15 protein-coding genes and 1 pseudogene are annotated in these 16,609 nt (G+C 66.8%); 10 read left to right on the top strand and 6 right to left on the bottom strand.

Annotated elements, in window-relative coordinates; all coding sequences use genetic code 11:
- Positions 1–14 precede the first annotated feature (14 nt).
- Both AU185_RS07870 and AU185_RS07865 read right to left on the bottom strand, forming a co-directional pair.
- The gene (locus tag AU185_RS07870) at positions 15–1,112 is read right to left on the bottom strand and encodes a glycoside hydrolase family 183 protein (protein ID WP_231740279.1); all 1,098 of its coding nucleotides are present in this window, start codon (positions 1,110–1,112) and stop codon (positions 15–17) included.
- Positions 1,113–1,154: 42 nt separating this feature from the next.
- Positions 1,155–1,670, bottom strand: coding sequence for a hypothetical protein (locus AU185_RS07865; RefSeq protein ID WP_231740275.1), 516 nt, complete (start codon positions 1,668–1,670; stop codon positions 1,155–1,157).
- A 168-nt stretch (positions 1,671–1,838) separates the two neighbouring features.
- Here AU185_RS07865 and AU185_RS07860 point away from each other — a divergent pair, with 168 nt between their 5' ends.
- The 5 genes from AU185_RS07860 to AU185_RS07840 all read left to right on the top strand — a co-directional run bounded on the left by AU185_RS07860 (position 1,839) and on the right by AU185_RS07840 (position 7,794).
- A complete protein-coding gene (locus AU185_RS07860) occupies positions 1,839–3,380 on the top strand; it encodes an ABC transporter substrate-binding protein (protein ID WP_059098941.1) in 1,542 nt (513 codons plus the stop codon).
- Positions 3,377–4,345: an ABC transporter permease gene (locus AU185_RS07855; protein ID WP_059098829.1), complete on the top strand. Its 969-nt coding sequence runs from the start codon at positions 3,377–3,379 to the stop codon at positions 4,343–4,345. The genes AU185_RS07860 and AU185_RS07855 overlap by 4 nt, the downstream gene beginning before the upstream one ends.
- Positions 4,342–5,223: an ABC transporter permease gene (locus AU185_RS07850; protein ID WP_059098828.1), complete on the top strand. Its 882-nt coding sequence runs from the start codon at positions 4,342–4,344 to the stop codon at positions 5,221–5,223. Before AU185_RS07855 ends, AU185_RS07850 begins: the two co-directional genes overlap by 4 nt.
- Entirely contained in the window at positions 5,220–6,836 is a 1,617-nt protein-coding gene (locus AU185_RS07845) for a dipeptide ABC transporter ATP-binding protein (protein ID WP_059098827.1), read from the top strand. Before AU185_RS07850 ends, AU185_RS07845 begins: the two co-directional genes overlap by 4 nt.
- A gap of 217 nt (positions 6,837–7,053) precedes the next feature.
- On the top strand, positions 7,054–7,794 hold the full coding sequence (locus AU185_RS07840; RefSeq protein ID WP_059098826.1) for an SDR family NAD(P)-dependent oxidoreductase: 741 nt from the start codon (positions 7,054–7,056) through the stop codon (positions 7,792–7,794).
- 5 nt (positions 7,795–7,799) lie between these two features.
- Here AU185_RS07840 and AU185_RS07835 read toward each other — a convergent pair whose 3' ends face one another.
- The 4 genes from AU185_RS07835 to AU185_RS07820 form a co-directional block, all read right to left on the bottom strand.
- A complete protein-coding gene (locus AU185_RS07835; RefSeq protein ID WP_059098825.1) occupies positions 7,800–9,443 on the bottom strand; it encodes a DUF7800 domain-containing protein in 1,644 nt (547 codons plus the stop codon).
- A gap of 66 nt (positions 9,444–9,509) precedes the next feature.
- Positions 9,510–11,150 (bottom strand): hypothetical protein, encoded by a 1,641-nt coding sequence (locus AU185_RS25440; protein WP_059098824.1) that lies wholly within the window; start codon positions 11,148–11,150, stop codon positions 9,510–9,512.
- Between the two features lie 244 nt (positions 11,151–11,394).
- Positions 11,395–11,583, bottom strand: coding sequence for a hypothetical protein (locus tag AU185_RS07825; protein ID WP_059098823.1), 189 nt, complete (start codon positions 11,581–11,583; stop codon positions 11,395–11,397).
- Positions 11,584–11,605: 22 nt separating this feature from the next.
- Positions 11,606–12,886 (bottom strand): acyl-CoA dehydrogenase family protein, encoded by a 1,281-nt coding sequence (locus tag AU185_RS07820; RefSeq protein ID WP_059098822.1) that lies wholly within the window; start codon positions 12,884–12,886, stop codon positions 11,606–11,608.
- A gap of 130 nt (positions 12,887–13,016) precedes the next feature.
- Between AU185_RS07820 and AU185_RS07815 the strand changes: the two genes are divergently transcribed.
- The 5 genes and pseudogenes from AU185_RS07815 to AU185_RS07800 all read left to right on the top strand — a co-directional run bounded on the left by AU185_RS07815 (position 13,017) and on the right by AU185_RS07800 (position 16,606).
- Positions 13,017–13,316, top strand: a complete 300-nt coding sequence (locus AU185_RS07815; RefSeq protein ID WP_059098821.1) for a DUF732 domain-containing protein — start codon at positions 13,017–13,019, stop codon at positions 13,314–13,316.
- A gap of 38 nt (positions 13,317–13,354) precedes the next feature.
- Positions 13,355–14,272, top strand: a pseudogene (locus tag AU185_RS25550) (lytic transglycosylase domain-containing protein); the annotation flags it as partial.
- A gap of 105 nt (positions 14,273–14,377) precedes the next feature.
- Positions 14,378–15,013, top strand: coding sequence for a DUF1460 domain-containing protein (locus AU185_RS25545; RefSeq protein ID WP_231740278.1), 636 nt, complete (start codon positions 14,378–14,380; stop codon positions 15,011–15,013).
- A 362-nt stretch (positions 15,014–15,375) separates the two neighbouring features.
- Positions 15,376–16,068 (top strand): Type 1 glutamine amidotransferase-like domain-containing protein, encoded by a 693-nt coding sequence (locus AU185_RS07805; protein WP_231740274.1) that lies wholly within the window; start codon positions 15,376–15,378, stop codon positions 16,066–16,068.
- 58 nt (positions 16,069–16,126) lie between these two features.
- Entirely contained in the window at positions 16,127–16,606 is a 480-nt protein-coding gene (locus tag AU185_RS07800; protein WP_231740273.1) for a DUF2505 domain-containing protein, read from the top strand.
- The last annotated feature ends 3 nt before the right edge of the window (positions 16,607–16,609 follow it).

The raw sequence follows: 16,609 nt of genomic DNA, 5'->3' as shown, positions 1-16,609 counted from the left end.
AAATGGCCTCAAAATCAAAGGTTTTCGGGGACATTTGCGTCTGCTCGCGCTCGACGGGATGTGTCGCGCAACGAAGCCTTGAATTGCATTGCGCGATAGGGCCAGCCGGTCGCGGTGTTCCACTGTGACACCACCAGCCCGACGCCGCCGTCGATGTCGAAGCGCGACCCCGGCAGCAGGTAGCCCCCGTAGAGCTGGGCGACGCGGCTGCCGAAGTGGTCCTCGGCGTCCCACGCCGTTCCGACGACCGGCATCTGGATCGGCGTGGTGTGCATGTTCGCCACGGGCGAGGCCACCACCCGATAGCCGAGTGCATACTTCGACGCGAGAAAGCCGCCCAGCACCCACTTGTCCGGCCCGATACGGCGAAACGCCAGCTCTCCCCATCTCTCACCGGCCGGTGTGACAGGTGTCGCGGAAGTCCCCCACGCCCACCGGCCGCCTCTGAAACCCCAACCGAGATAGCGGGTCCGGTCCCCGATGTGTTCGGGACGCACCCGCATCAAGACGATCCCCTTGTCGCGCTGAAAGCCGGTGGCCGCCACGTAAACCCAGCCGTCGTCCGGATCGAAATCCCATGCCCAGCACTGTGCGTGCCCGCCGTGCAGGTCGGCGGGGAACTTGGCCTTCTCGCCCAAGTGCGTCCAGGTGACACCGCTGTCGGGCGAGCGCCAGATCTCGGTCCAGACGACTGTGCCGAAGCCGCGGTTGACGATGACGTGCAGGTACATCGAATCACCGACGGTCAGTAAGTCCGACGGGATCACGGTGCTGATGCCGCTGCGGCGCCATCCGGAGGCCGCATCGTCGTGCGCGTAGTGCCACAGCTGCCTCGCGTAGTCGGGGTCGCTGCCGCCTGCGCACTCGAAGACGATTTCATGGTCGGCGTCGCCGGTGCCGATCAGCACGACCGGTGAGCGCCAATCACCCTCCCCCACCTTGCGACCCGAGAACGTGTCGCCGAACACCGACACCAACTTGCCGTCCGGCGCCGTCACCGAGGCGCCGAGATCGGTGCAGGTGACGCCCCATCGGTCGGTGAGTCCCGGACCGGTGAGGTCGACGGCCTTGCCGTTGAGAAGCGGCAGTCGGGCCCGTCGAGTGGGCCGCAGGCCATGGCCGGCTGCCCGGCCGATCGACGGGTTGTCGGGCACCTAGAAGCAGCGTCGAAGGCCGCCGGGCTCACAGATCAGCGGATACGGCGTGACGGGGATGGCCAGCGGCTCCTTGAACGACAGGGTCAGCGGCATCTCGACCATCGCGGGCTGCTCGCCGCATACCGCGCCGTGGATGACCTTGAGGGTGCCGGCGAGCGTGCTCCCGTTGAACGAGTAGATCATCGTCTGGGGCGCCTTACTGCCGTCCGCGCATTTACGGAACGAGTCATTGGGGTTCGCCTCGAATGTCCACTGGCCGCCGACCTGGACGGCTTCGGCGCCGCCGCGGCCTGCCGGGAAGACCTTCAGCCGACACCCGACGGGAAGGATCAGGGGCTCGCGCAGGTCGCCGACGGTCGGGACGCAGATCGGGTAGATCTCCCAGGTGGTTTCGGCCTGCCCGGCGATGCGGACGTTGTAGACGCCCTCGGGAGTGTCCGGCGACTTGACGTCCCCCTGACCGTGCGCAATACCCTGCGCGCCGAACAGCACGCCGAGAACGAGCGCGGCCACGCCCAGAGTCCGTGTGATCGTGTTCCTCAACGTGGTCCCTTTCCCGGCGTCAGCGGTGTACTGAGTATTTCAGTGTGCACATCGGCTCGTCACGGCTTTCCCCTGTCCCGGGTTTCGCCGACCAGCGCCGACGGGTAAAGACGCGGCACGAGGCTCGGGATGGTGGCAATGAAACGACTGGTGGCGGTGGCCCCAGCAGTGGTCTTAGCAGTGGTCTCGGCCATCGTCATCGTCCTGTCCGGGTGTTCCACCGGGCAACGTGTCGACCTCGGCGACTCGTCGAACCACCTCATCGCCGCCATCGCCGGCGAGCCCGACCAACTGGACCCGCACAAGACCAGTGCCTACTTCTCCTTCGAGGTGCTCGAGAACGTCTTCGACACGCTCGTCGAACCGGACGCCAACCTCGAGATGCGGCCCGCGCTGGCCGAGTCGTGGGACGTCAGCCCCGACCAGCTGTCGTGGACGTTTCACCTCCGGCCCGGGGTGACATTCCACGACGGCAGCCCGTTGAGCGCCGACGACGTCGTGTTCTCGTACCGGCGCATCATGGATGAACAGCTGGCCAACGTCGACAAGTTCAGCGCCGTCACCGACGTGCGGGCCGTCGATCCGCTGACCGTCGTGATCCGCGTCAAACACCCCACGCCGAACCTGTTGACCAACATCGGCGGCTTCAAGGGCATGGCGATCGTGCAGCGCCGCAACGTCGAAAGCGGTCAGATCGCCACCCACCCGATCGGCACGGGACCGTTCGCGTTCCAGTCCCAGAAGAGCGGCGACTCCATCACGCTCAAGGCCAACCCGTCGTATTGGGGTGGCCCACCGAAGGTGCCGGGTGTGACGTTTCGCTTCATCTCCGAACCGTCGACCGCGCTTTCGGCGTTGCAGGCCGGTGAGATCGACTGGACCGACTCCATCCCGACGCAACGGGTGATGCAGCTGCGCGACGACGACTCGCTGCACCTGGCGGTGACCCCGAGCAACGACTACTGGTATCTCGCGCTCAACCAGGCCCACAAGCCGTGGGACGACGTGCGGGCGCGCCGAGCCGTCGCCTACGGCATCGACCGCGACGCGATCGTCGCGGCGACCAGCTACGGCACCGCGGTTGCGAACCAACTCGCGATCCCCGAGGGCAACCCCTGGTACACCGAGTACACGCGCTACCGCTACGACCCCGACACCGCCAACCGGCTGCTCGACGAGGCGGGCGTCGGCGACATCGACCTCGACATGCTGGTCACCAGCGAGTACCCCGAGACCGTCACCGCGGCCCAGGTGATCGCCGACAACCTTGCGCCGCTTGGTATCACGGTCAAGATCCGCACGGTCGACTTCGCCACCTGGCTCGACGAACAGAACTCCGGCCTCTTCGACATGCTGATGATGGGCTGGCTCGGCAACATCGACCCGGACGACTTCTACTACGCCCAGCACCACACCAACGGCACCAGCAACGCCCAGAAGTTCTCCAACGCCGAGGTGGACCACCTGCTCGACGCCGGTCGGGTGGAAACGAATCGCGAAGCGCGCGAAGACATCTACCGCCGAGCCGCCACGATCATCGCCGACCAGGTGAGCTACATCTACCTCTACAACCCGTCGGTGATCCAGGCCTGGGTGACAAACCTGTCCGGATACGAGGCCCGCCGCGACGGTGCTGTCCGGTTCCGCACGGCAAGCCTCACCCAGGCCGAAACGACATGACCGCCTTGCTCGTTCATCCGATCACCCGGTTTTTGGCGCGCCGGCTGGCGTACTCGGCGGTGGTGCTGCTCGGGGTGCTCGTCGTGAGTTTCGCGTTGGTGCACCTCGTGCCGGGCGACCCGGTGCGCATCGCGCTCGGCACGCGCTACACACCGCAGGCCTACGAGGCGCTGCGGTCGGCGAGCGGCCTGGACAGACCGATCATCGGCCAGTTCTTCGGCTACCTCGGTTCCGCGTTGACCGGCGATCTCGGCGTCAGCTTCCGCAACGGCGATCCGGTGACGGAGATCCTGCTCGAACGCCTGCCCGCGACGGTGTCGCTGGCCGCGGTGGGCATCGTGATCGCGCTGCTGATCGCCATTCCCGCTGGCATCTGGTCGGCGCTGCACGAGGGCAGGCTCAGCGACGCGATCGTGCGGATCGGCAGCCAGTTCGGCGTCTCGATCCCGGATTTCTGGATGGGCATTCTGCTGATCGCCTTGTTCTCGTCAACACTGCACTGGCTGCCCACCTCCGGCTACCGGCCGCTGGTCGAGGATCCGACCGGGTGGTTGCGCCACCTGGTCTTGCCCGCGGTGACCATCGGCCTGGTCGCGGGAGCGATCATGACGCGGTACGTGCGCTCGGCGGTGCTGGAGGTCGCGGCGATGGGCTACGTGCGCACCGCGCGGTCGAAGGGACTTGCGCCGCGGGTGGTCACGCTGCGCCACACCGTGCGCAACGCGTTGATCCCCGTACTGACCATCACCGGTATCCAACTCGCCACCATCCTTTCCGGTGTGATCGTCGTCGAAGTGGTGTTCGCGTGGCCCGGACTGGGTCGACTCGTCTACAACGCGGTCGCGGCGCGCGACTATCCCGTCATCCAGGGCACGGTGCTGCTCATCGCGGCGCTGTTCCTGCTCATCAACCTCATCGTGGATGTGCTCTACGCCGTCGTCGACCCGAGGATCCGGCTCTCATGACCACTCCCGCCGAGCAGGGCAGCAGGATGTCGTCGCTGCGACTCCTGCTGGGCAACCCGGTCACCGTGGTCAGTGCCGGTCTGTTGATTGTGATCGCGTTCGTCGCGGTCACCGCGAATTGGATTGCGCCGTACGGGATCAACGACGTCGACGTGCCGAATGCGCTCCAGGCACCCAGCGGCACGCACTGGTTCGGCACCGACGAACTGGGCCGCGACGTGTTCTCCCGGGTGCTGGTGGCGACGCAGTCGTCGATGCGCGTCGCCGTGGTGAGCGTGGCGTTCGCCGTGGTGGTGGGCGTGGCGATCGGCGTGGTCTCCGGCTACCGCGGCGGTTGGCTGGACACGGTGTTCATGCGCGTCGTCGACGTGATGTTCGCGTTCCCGGTGCTGTTGCTCGCGTTGGCGGTGGTGGCGATCCTCGGGCCTGGTGTGACGACGACGATCCTGGCGATCGGCATCGTCTACACGCCGATTTTCGCGCGCGTCGCGCGGGCCAGCACGATGAGCGTGCGCGTCGAACCGTTTGTCGCGGTGTCGCGCAGCATGGGCACCGGCCATCTGTACATCCTCGGCCGCCACATTCTGCCGAACATCGCCGGACCACTGGTGGTGCAGACCTCGCTGTCGCTGGCGTTCGCGATCCTCTCGGAGGCGGCGCTGTCGTTCCTCGGGTTGGGCATCCAGCCGCCGCAGCCGTCGCTGGGCCGAATGATCTTCGACTCCCAGGGTTTCGTGACCATGGCGTGGTGGATGGCGGTGTTCCCCGGCGCCGCGATCTTCGTCGCCGTACTGGCGTTCAACCTGCTCGGCGACGGCCTGCGCGACGTCCTCGACCCGAAACAGCGCACCATGATCGAAGCCCGGAGAAAGCAGTGAGCGAACCGGTGTTGAGCGTGCGCGACCTGCGGGTCGGCATCGGCCGACGCGAAATCGTGCACGGAGTCTCGTTCGACGTGCACCGCGGGCAGACGCTCGGCATCGTCGGCGAATCGGGATCGGGCAAGTCGATGACCGTGCTCGCCGCGACGGGTCTGCTCGACGCCCCTGGTGCCACTGTCTGCGGAACCAGCACGCTCACAACGGGTTCCGGCCGGACCGAGCTCGTCGGCGCACCGAGCCGGATTCTGCGCAGCGTGCATGGCGGTCAGATCGGCTTCGTGTTCCAGGATCCGGGCACGTCGCTGAACCCGCTGTTGACGCTCGAGCGGCAGATCACCGAATCGCTCGAGGCGCACCGCCGGATGAACCGGCAGCAGGCGCGGGGCCGCGCCGTGGAGTTGTTGGAGGCGGTCGGCCTGCCCGATCCGCAGTCGCGGCTGCGCGCCTATCCGCATCAGCTCTCGGGCGGGCAGAAGCAGCGCGTGATGATCGCGATCGCGATGGCGTGCGATCCGGTACTGCTGATCGCCGACGAACCGACGACCGCACTCGACGTCACCACCCAGGCTCAGATCGTCGAGTTGGTGGCCGACCTGCAGCGCGACTTCGGCACGGCGGTGGTGTGGATCAGCCACGACCTGGGCGTGATCGGCCAGGTCGCCGACGACGTCACGGTGCTGCGCGGCGGCGAAGCCGTCGAGCAGGCGCCGATCGCCGACGTCTTCGACCGTCCTGCGCACGAGTACACCCGTGAACTGCTCGCGGCCCGGCCGCTGATCGGGCGGCCCGGCCCGGCGGCCGTGGCCGATGCGCCTGTGCTGCTGGACGTCAACGGCCTCGACGTGCGCTTCGCGGTCCGCACGCCGGTCGGCACATCGACCGTGCACGCCGTCAAGGAGTTGACGTTTCAGATCCGGCGCGGCACCACGCTTGGTTTGGTCGGCGAGTCGGGATCGGGTAAGTCGACGGTGGCCGCGGCGCTCACCGGCTTGCTCCGCCCAAATGCCGGCACGGCAACGCTCGACGAGGCCGAGGTGTTCAGCGTCCGCGGCTCTGCCGAGAAGGCGCTGCGCCGGCGGATCGGCCTCGTGTTCCAGGATCCGTTCTCGTCGGTGAACCCGCGTGCCCGCGTCGGCGCCGCGATCGGCGAACCGCTGATTGTGCACCGCCTCGCGAAAGGCAGGCGTGCACGCGCGGCCAGGGTGGCCGAGTTGCTCGAACTCGTCGGTCTGCCAACGTTATTCGCGTCGCGCTACCCCCACGAACTGTCCGGGGGTGAGCGCCAGCGGGTGAGCATCGCCCGCGCGCTGGCCGGCGAGCCGGAGCTGCTGATCCTCGACGAAGCGACTGCGGCGCTGGATGTCTCGGTGCAGGCGCGGGTACTCGACCTGCTGGCCGGGCTGCAGCGCGACCTCGACCTGACGTACCTGTTCATCGCGCACGACCTCGCGATCGTGCAGCAGGTCAGCCACGACGTGCTGGTGATGCGCGACGGCGCCACGGTCGAGTACCGTCCGGCCGCGGAGCTGTTCGCGTCTCCGCAGGACGACTACACCCGCACGTTGTTGGCGGCAGTACCCCCGGAGCGCCCGCGAGCCTCGTGCAGCTAGCTCGTCGGCACCGATGTACATCGATCCGGGCCCTACGGTCGAGATTGCACTCATGGTCGTGATGTGTGCGGTCGGCGCCGTACAACCCTGGGTGCAATCTGGCGCGTAGGACGTCTCGGGCAACATAGGACGGCCAGGTTGTCGGCGAGTTGTCCGCGCGCACGTTGCATAGCTTGTTGTCTCGAGGCGACAAATGCCGTTATGAGAAGGTCTTGCCATGACTCAACTCAGCGGCAAGGTCGCTCTGGTTACGGGTGCGTCGGCGGGCCTGGGCGCCGCGGTGGCCCACCTCTTCGCCGAGCGCAACGCGATGGTGTTCGGCATCGCACGCGACGCCGAGCGGATGGCATCGGTGTTCGAGGCGGTGCCCGGCGGTCGTTTCGCGTCGGTGGACGTGGCGTCGTCGCAGGCCTGCCGCGACGCCGTCGCACAGTGCGTCGACGCGTTCGGCCGACTCGATGTGCTGGTCAACGTCGCCGGCTTTCACCAGATGCGGCACACCACGACGGTGACCGACGACGAGTGGGACCGCGACCTGGCGGTGAACCTCAACGGGCCGTTCTACCTGTGCCGTGCCGCTCTGCCTCACCTGCTGGAGAGCGGCGGCAACATCGTCAACGTCGCCTCCATCGCCGGCGTCGAGGGCGAGGTCTACTCGGCGGGGTACTGCGCGGCCAAACACGGGCTGGTCGGGCTGACCCGCGCACTGGCCGTCGAGTACACCAAGGACAGAATCCGGGTGAACGCGGTGTGCCCGGGCGGGATGCCGACCGCGCAGACCACCGAGTTCACCGCGCCCGACAACGCCGACTGGAACCTGATCATGCGCATCGCGTCGCCGCGCGGGTTCTCCGACACCGCCGACGTCGCCAAGGCGATCGCGTTTCTGGCCAGCGACGACGCCGCCGCGATCCACGGCGCGGTGTACCGCGTGGACAACGGCAAGGGCGCCGGCTGAAGGGATCAGAGCAGCTTGTGCTCGATCACCGTGGTGAGACGCGGTTTACGCCAGCCGCCGCTGATCTTCTCGATCCGCACCCCCATCTCGCCGCCGGCGATCTCCAGCGTGCCGACCTGGTTGCGGAAGTGCGGCATCGTGACCGGCCGCCAGCGCAGTCGCGGCATGCCCACGTCCGTGGTCTTGACCAACAGCTTGCCGACGATCTCCGCGGTCCGAGTATGACCGAGCCGCAATACGATTCGCTCCACCGCCGACGGTTCCTTTCGCAGCCCCGAGCACACCACCTGCCAGATCTTGGTCAAGGCATTCGGCGCGTCCTGCGGTAGCTCGATCTCCGACACCCAGCAGTGGTGGACGTCCCCGCCGAACATGACCATCGACTGCGGAGCCTCTCCTCGTTTGCCGGTGGCGACGTCGATCACCAGGTCCTCGAACCGCCGGAAGCTGTACTGGAAGCACGCCCAGTGGTCGAGGTTCGCCGCGATGCGCACCTTCTCGCCGAGCCCGGTCAGCCATCGACCCCAAGCGCCGTCGGTGACCGCTTCGGACCAGCCCTCGATGTGGTGCATGCCGTAGGGCAACAGGATCGGCAGCGAGCTCGCGAACAGCAGATGGTCGTAGTTGCCGTCGACCCTGGCGGTGATCCACTCCCATTCGTCGTCGGTCATGATGCGGCGCTGCCCCGGTTGCAGTTGCCTACCGGTTCGCGAGTCGGCGACGATCAGCCGGGACGAGCCGAGGTCGCGGCACATGCTGAATCGTGAAGCGCCCTCGTCACTTTCGGCCCGCTTAGCGAGCAGCCTGATCGGCTCGGTGCCGTCGCGGCTGGCCAGGACCTGCTGGAACGTCTCGTCGTCGGCGAGCTCCTGCGGCGACATGTTGCCCAGATGCTGGTAGATCCAGTAGGCCATCAACCCGCCGATGATCCGGGTCTCGTACCAGTCGGTCTTGCGCTTCTCCTCCAGCCACGCCTGCGAGGTGTTCCACTTGTCGTTGATCTCGTGGTCGTCGAACATCATCGACGTCGGCAGCGTGGACAGCATCCACCGCACCACGGGGTCGCTCCAGGCGTCCCAGTAGCCGATGCAGTACTCCTCGAAGTCCTCGAGCACCTCGACCGGCCCGTCGGCGTGTACCTCGCGGTCGGCGACGAGGTCCCTGATCGTGTCGTTGACCTGATCGGCGTAGAGCTGGTCGCCCATCATCAGCAGCGCGTCGGGCCACAGCGCCGACGGCTGTCGCAGCATCCGCATACCGTAGGTGCGCAACACGTCGATGCCCTTGCCCTTGGGATGCCACCAATGTTGATAGGTGTAGGGCGGACGGTGCGGCGCCGAGCAGCGGCACGATCCGAACAGCAGCCGCAGGGAACCGTCGCGCGGCATCAGCCTGATACGCGGCTGCGGGAACTCGTAGTCGTCCGGTGGCCACGCCTTGGCGCCGTCGAGGTGGACCTCGTAGGGATGTTCGCGGTTGGGGTCCAGATCCGCCACGCAGACGATCGCGAAATGGTGGCCCTCGACCTCAAAGGTGTTGGCGCCGTTGCCGAGAACCTCGACGCGGCATGGCCCGTCGGTCTCCACCCAGACGGTCGCGTCCGTTTCGCCGACGTGGCGGAGCAAGGGCCCAACACGCACCTCGGGCATCACCCCATCATGCCCGCTCGTCGACGCCCGTGCACCCGTCTTCGGGCGCCGGCGCAAGAGGCGAACTCAGTGCTCCGGCCGCCGGCGTCCGAGGAAGAACGCCAGACCGATCGCCCCGAAGCCCAGCGTGCCGATCACGCCGGCCGCCACCATCAGGAAGATGTCCCTGCCGGTGAGGCCGCCGGTCGTCGCCTCATCAGACGCGAGTCGGAGCCGGTAGTCGCCGGGCAGCCGGCCCTCGGCGGGTTCGCTCAAACCGGGGAACTGCTGAGTCCGGTGCACCTCGAATTGGCGTTCCCCGCTTGCCGTCTGGGTCCACTCGCCCCAGGCCGGCGTCGCCCCGTCGAGCAGCACCTTGCGGCCACCGTAGACGGGGTCCACACCGACATCGACGATCTGGCGGACCCGGAACGGCTCGTAGCGAGCATTGGAGTAGTTGACCAGGACCGGCACGTTGTCGTAGCGCAGCACCGGCGGCGGAGGTGGCGGCAACGGCAGGCCGGCACCCGGGAAGTAGCCACCGCCGAAGAAGCTGCCGACCGCGATGTTGGTCGCCGCCTGCGCGAGGTTGGCCGCCACGTTGACGGGGCTGAGCACTGCGGCCGTGAAGCTGTAGGCCGCGAACCGCGCGGCTTCGATCACGAGCCGTGTCAGCGGCGGGATGTACACGATCCGGGGCCGCATGTCGTAGACGTAGACGATGCGCACCGGCGCCCGGAAGGGGTTCATCAGCACCGGCCGGTAATACTCGTCGTACTCGATCCAGTCGGGCCGCCACTGGCGCACATTGCTGATCAGCTCGAAGTCGCGGTCGCGCTTGGCCTCCAATTCGACCTTCGCGCTGGTGCTGGCTTCCAGGCCGTTCAGCCCCAGGGTCAGGTCGACCGACTGCTTGAACGCGTTGACGTCCTGCTCGGGTGCGGCGGCGGGCTCCGGCTCGAAGATCGGTTCGGCCTTCTTGGCGAGCTGGATGTTCTCGGCCGGGGCCTCGAGCGTCTCCGGGGCCAGTATCTCGATCTCCTTGGCGGCCTGCTCGATGGACACCGTCGGGGTTTCGGACGCCTCGCCGTCGTCCTCGGTCGCGGTGGCCTGCGATCCGCTGGTCGGCGTCGCGCTGTCCGTAGCCGGCGCGAGCGCGGCCGACGTGGACGTCGACGGAGCGGCCGACTCACTGACCTCGGGCGCGGTCGCCGGAGCAACGCCGGTGGTGGCCGGTGCGGCCGACGTCTGCGGGGCCCGCTCGACGGCCGTAGACGGCTCGGCGCTGGGCTCGGTGGCGTCGGCAGTCGGAACCGCCGCGGTGGTCGTCGGGGCCACGGTTTGCGGTGCAGGTTCCGGCTCGGGCGCCGGTTCCGGCTCGGGCGCCGGTTCCGGTTCGGGCTCGGGCGCCGGCTCCGGTTCGGGTGCGGGTTCCGGCTCGACGACGACGGGCTCCTGCGTCTGTGGCGCTTGCGTCTGCGGTGCCTCCTGGGTGCGCGGCACGTCGGGCACGACGGGCTCGGGCGCCGTCGTCGGCTGTTCGGCCGTCACCTCGCGCTTTGGAGCTCTCACTTCGGGTTCCGGCGCGACCGTCGTCACGACGTCGTCGGAGTCCGGCTTCGCAACGGCGGGGGCGACACCAACGGTCAGCGCGGTCATGGAGATCACGACCCCCGACGCCAGGGCGGCGATGCCTCGCCTGCGGACATCATCCAGCGGTGCACCCATCGTGCATCGACTCCCTTCTCTTGGGCGGCATTCACCGCCGCTCCCCCGACGCTACGAATTTGTTGGGCAACTGGAGGCTCGCCTGAGGCGCCCCCGACGCTCCGGTCTCAGAGACTTCATCGTTGACACGGGCCACGCGTTACACATCGACGGCCGGCGCTCGTGCGTCTACAGCGAACAGAAGTTAAATGTGCTATCGGTGTGGCTAGTGGTGCCTGTGGGGCCCGGCCAGGTGGGTGCGAGGTTACGGCTTACGGCGCCGAAGACCACCGATCGCCAACGCGATCCCGATCAGCGCGATGATCGGTCCCAGGATCGACCAGGTGGTGGTGTTGCTCATCGGGCTGCCGCCGACCACACCGAATCCTTGGAGTGTGAACAGCAGGCCGAACAACGCGACAATCACGCCGAGTAGGGCAATGGCGAACCTCATGCGTTCACAGTAGGCGCGAAGCTCAGCGGCGCTGCGACAGGTACTTCTGATACGCCTCGGCGGCGGCCGCCAATTCCGGACGGGCGTCGAGCACGGGCTTCATCTTCTGGCGCGCCTGTTCCCGCTTGTAGGGCAGGAATTCCGTCGGGAAGTCGCCGTCATGCGGCTGATAATCGCGCAGCACGCGCCGCGCAACGGTGGCCTTGTGCACCTCGTCGACGCCGTCGGCGATGCCCATCGTCGGGGCGCCGGCGTACATCGCCTGGATCGGGGTGAGATCTGTGGTGCCGAGCGAGCCGAGAATGTGCAGCGCGTTGAACGACACCTCGCGCAGCACCTTCGCCATCGTGAACTTGACGGCCGCAATCTCGGTGCGGGCCTCCTGCGTCGAGGTGTTGTCGATCTTCCACGCCGTCTCCAAGACGAACAGGCGCAGCATCTTGATCATCGCGTAGGACTCGGCGATCTTCTCCTGCACCATCTGATGTTCGGCGATGACCTTGCCGTGCGATTCGCGGCTCAGCGCCCGCTCGCACATCATGTCGAACGCAAGCTTGCACTGCGCGATCGTGCGCATGGCATGGTGGATGCGCCCGCCGCCGAGTCGGCGCTGCGCCAACACCTTTGCACCGTTCTCCGGGCCGAGGAGATGGTCGAGCGGCACCCGCACGTCGCGGTAGATGATGTGGTTGTGGTTGCGCGGCTCGGGCATGATCTCCACGCCGGGCGTCTTGCGCGGGACAACGAACATACCGTTGGTGCACATCACGAACAGGATGTCGGCGACGCGGCCGGCCGAGGTGAACCACTTCTCGCCGTTGATCACCCAATCGTCGCCGTCTCGCACGGCGTGGGTCTTGAACAGGTTGGGGTCGCTGCCACCCTGCGGCTCGGTCATCGAGTACGCCGAGAACATGTCCTGGTTGAGCAGCGGCTTGAGCCACCGTTCCTTCTGTTCGTCGGTTCCGTACGCGGCCAGCATCTCCATGTTTCCGGTGTCCGGCGCCGATGCGCCGAACATGTGCGGGGCACCGGCGTAGCGGCCGATGATCTCGTTGAGCAGGCCGAGCTTGAGCTGGCCGAAGCCCGGCCCGCCGAGATCCTTGTCGAGGAAGATCGCCCACAGGCCCTGGTCCTTGACCTCCTGCTGGAGCTCACGCACGTAGGCCTTGACCGCCGGATCGGGTGACCGCACCGCGTACGGAAACACGTGGTCGAGCGGTTCGACCTTCTCTTCGCAGAACTGCTTGACCCAGTCGAGCTTCTCTTGGAATTCCGGTTCGGTGCTGAAGTCCCACGCCATGCTCGCAGTCTGTCACCACCACCGCCGCGATGCGGCAATCCCGGCCTCGGTAACGCCGTAGTCTCGATCTGCATCCGATCCTGCGTGCCCCGAGCTAAAACGGGTAATTGGGCGCTAGGAAGGACGTGACATGACTACGCGTGCGCTCACAGCGCTTTCGATCGCAGCGGTGGGCCTACTGTTCGCCGCACCGCAGGCCGCCGCATCACCCGAAGACGATCTCTGCCGCAGCATCACCTCGGTGGGATACACGGGCGACTGCGCCACACTGACCACCCTCGCCCGGGATGCGTGCGCGCAGTTCGCCCGCGGTGCCGACTCGACCGCCGTGGCCGAGAAGTTGGACATCACGACCAAGGACGAGGCGCTGTCGAACTTCATCGTGGCCGGTGCGCGCCTGTATTTGTGCCCGCAGCCCAAGCAAGCGTGATCCGCTGAGGCGGTTGGCGGCGCTAGACTCCGACGGCAATGAACGCCCGTCTCGACGCCGCCAGGACCGTTGCCGCCGCGGGCATCGCGGTGATCTTGTTCGCGCCGGTCGGGTGCTCGACCCCTGACAGGCCGGAGGCCTCGTCCACGACGACGGCAGCGCCGGCTCGCCCGTTGCCGACACCGGCAGCCGACGCCCCGCGCCGCGAGCTGGCATCCGATCCGGCGCGCATCGCCGACGATCTGGTCGCCGACGAACGCGTGCTGCGCGACCCGTCATCGTCCGAGGCGCTGATGACCGCGGCGGCGCATCGGCAGCAAGCGGCGTACCGGGCGCTGGGACGGCATCCCGAGTGGGATCCGATCGTCCGCCCGCGAATCCCGCCGGAGCTCCTGCAGATCTACGACCACAACGTCAACGCCCGTCGAGAACTCGGGGTGATGAGCCGACCGAAGGACACGCTGCCCGCCTGGCGGATCGTCCCGCCCACACCCGCCGACGAACTGATGGGCTACTACCGTCAGGCCGAATCCGAGTTCGGTGTCGGCTGGAACTTTCTGGCGGCCATCAACCTCATCGAAACCGCTTTCGGGCGGGTCGCGGGCGTGAGCACCGCGGGCGCGCAGGGCCCGATGCAGTTCATGCCCTCGACATTCGCTGCCTACGGCGCCGGCGGCGACATCCTCTCGCCGCGCGACAGCATCATGGCGGCCGGCCGTTACCTCGCGGCCAACGGGTTCGCCACCGACCGCGACTACGCCCTGTACCGGTACAACAACTCGAACAACTACGTCCGGGCGGTCAGCGACTACGCCGCGGTTCTGGCCGCCGATCCCGCTGCGTTCGCCGGCTATCACCGGTGGGAGGTGTACTACCTGTCGACAGCCGGAGACGTGCTCCTGCCGGTCGGCTATAACGAGACCTCCCCCATACCCGTCGCGACTTACCTTGCGTCGTCGGCGAAGTCGTCACCCGACGTCCAGATCTCCGAGCAGAGCGCGCAGATACTCGAAAGGTTGCTGACCGTCAGGAACGGTGCGGCCGGCGCCGCCGCGCCCGAGATGACCGACACGATTTCACGGCAGTTCCTCGACACGCCCTATGGCGCAGACACTCTCGTCGGTTCCGCGAGCGAGCCCGAAAAGCTCGTCGTTGAACTGTCGCGCGTCGACTGTTTCACCTATGCCGATTACGTCGAGGCGCTGAAGCGGGCGGGAAACCGCGAGGAGTTCATCGCCGCACTGACCGAGGTCCGCTACCGGGACGGCGTCGTGAGCTTCCCGAACCGCAAACACTTCTTCACCGACTGGGCCGCGGGGACGCCGCCGATCGCCACCGACATCACGACGAGCTTGAGTCCCAACGCTGTTCAGGTGCAGAAGAACCTGAACCAGAAGGATTCCGGCGGGGTGTACCTGCCCGGGTTGCCGGTCGTTCCGCGAACCGTGTCCTACATTCCGAGCGCACAGGTCGACGGGGGCGTGCTGAGCCAACTGAATACCGGCGATTACATCGGTTCGTATGCCGAAGACGGCGGCCTCGACGTCACGCACGTGGGCATTTTCATCGATGCCCCGAACGGCCCCGTCGTGCGGAACGCGTCATCACTGGACGCCGACGAGAAGGTCGTCGACACCCCGTTACAGGACTATCTGCGCAACGTGCCCGGGGTGGTGATACTCCGCCCGGTTCGTTGACAAGTCACGGACACCCGTGAGCTTGAATCAACCGCTCCGCCATACCGATCCGCCCAGGGCAAGGCCGGAGTATCGTCTGCCTTCTCCTCGAGGAGGCGATCATGAGGCATGCGGCCACACCATTCGAAGTTCAGCCACCGCGGCCCACTGCCCGAAGCACAACGACTCTCGATACGAGTGATGTCGCACAGCAGCATGACAGGTCTCGTCGGAGATCTGGCGCGTCTCAGCATTCTGGGTGATGACGTTGCAACACAATGAATCTCGCCGATAGGAGTGGCACCATGGTCGATTCCGGGCCGAATGGGCGAGCACATTTGACAACCACTATCGACGCGTCAGCTTTCTCGGAGACCGAGACAGTGACACAACTTCAACCGCTCTATCTGCTGGCAGACAGTCAGCTGCTGTTCTGGAAGCGGCACAACCGATTGCTTCTCGAAGCGGCCCTCGATGGATTGGCCGGCGACACAGCGATCAGCGCGGCCTACATCGGCGCCTCCAACGGGGATCGTCCGGAGTTCTACGACATCTTCGAGGCGGCGGTGGACGCGATCGGCATCACCGACCGTCGCATGATCAAGTCGTCGTTCGGCCCCGACGATCGCGCTTTCTTGGAGCGTGCCCAGTTGCTCGTGCTCGCAGGCGGCGATGTGCGGCTCGGCTGGGACACGTTCAAGAGAACCGGCATGAACGAGGTAATCGTGGACCGGCGTGCTCAGGGGGCGGTCCTGGTGGGCGTTTCAGCTGGCGCCGTTCAACTCGGACGCTATGGCATCCTCGAGGCATCGGATCCACCGGCGCTGCTCGACGTGTTCAACTTCGTTCCCCTGGTCATCGACACGCACGACGAGCGAGCCGAATGGTCGCGGCTGTCGCGCGCGATTCATTCGCTGGAGGGAGCGGCGACCGGGCTCGGGGTTCCGTCCGGCGGCGGAGTCATCGTGCACGCGGATTGCACCGTCGAGCCTGTTCGGCGTCCCGCGCACGAATTCCGCTTCGACGGCGTTGCCGTCACGCATTCACTGTTGTGCGCCGAGGAGGACACCGAGTGACGCGACCTACAACGGTCGCGATAGCTTGGCCGTTGTGCCACGATCATTCGACTTTGCGATGGACTCCTCGGCCAGCGTCGAACAAATTCTTTCGGCGTTCTCTGAGGAGGAGTACTGGCTGGCGCGGCTGGCGGCCTTCGGCGGCATCGGCAGGCTCGAGTCGTTGGACGTCGACAGCGGTGGCTCAGTGTGCGTGGTGATCAGAACCGACCTGCGCCACGACGGTCTGCCCGGCCCGATAGCCCATTTGTTTCCGCACAGCTGGCACACGATTCACAAGGAGAGGTGGCGCCCGATTCGCGAGGGGCAGGTGCAGGGCGAGATCAGTGTAGTCACGCACGGAGCGCCGGGTTCCGGGACGGGAACAGGACTACTCATACCGACGCCGCAGGGCACGCGCCTGGAGGGCGCCGCGACTGTGGAGTTCAGAGTCCCTCTGATCGGAGGCAAGGTCGAGAAGATGATCGGCCGTCAGTTGGTTGAAGGCCTTTCCGCAACGTTGAACTTCACCGCAGAGTGGGTCACGGAGCACAACTGAGTT

Source organism: Mycobacterium sp. GA-0227b (genome assembly GCF_001499855.1).
Taxonomy (GTDB): domain Bacteria; phylum Actinomycetota; class Actinomycetes; order Mycobacteriales; family Mycobacteriaceae; genus Mycobacterium.
The sequence above is the reverse complement of the archived record's forward strand: the minus strand, read 5'-3'. Positions and strand labels throughout refer to the sequence as shown.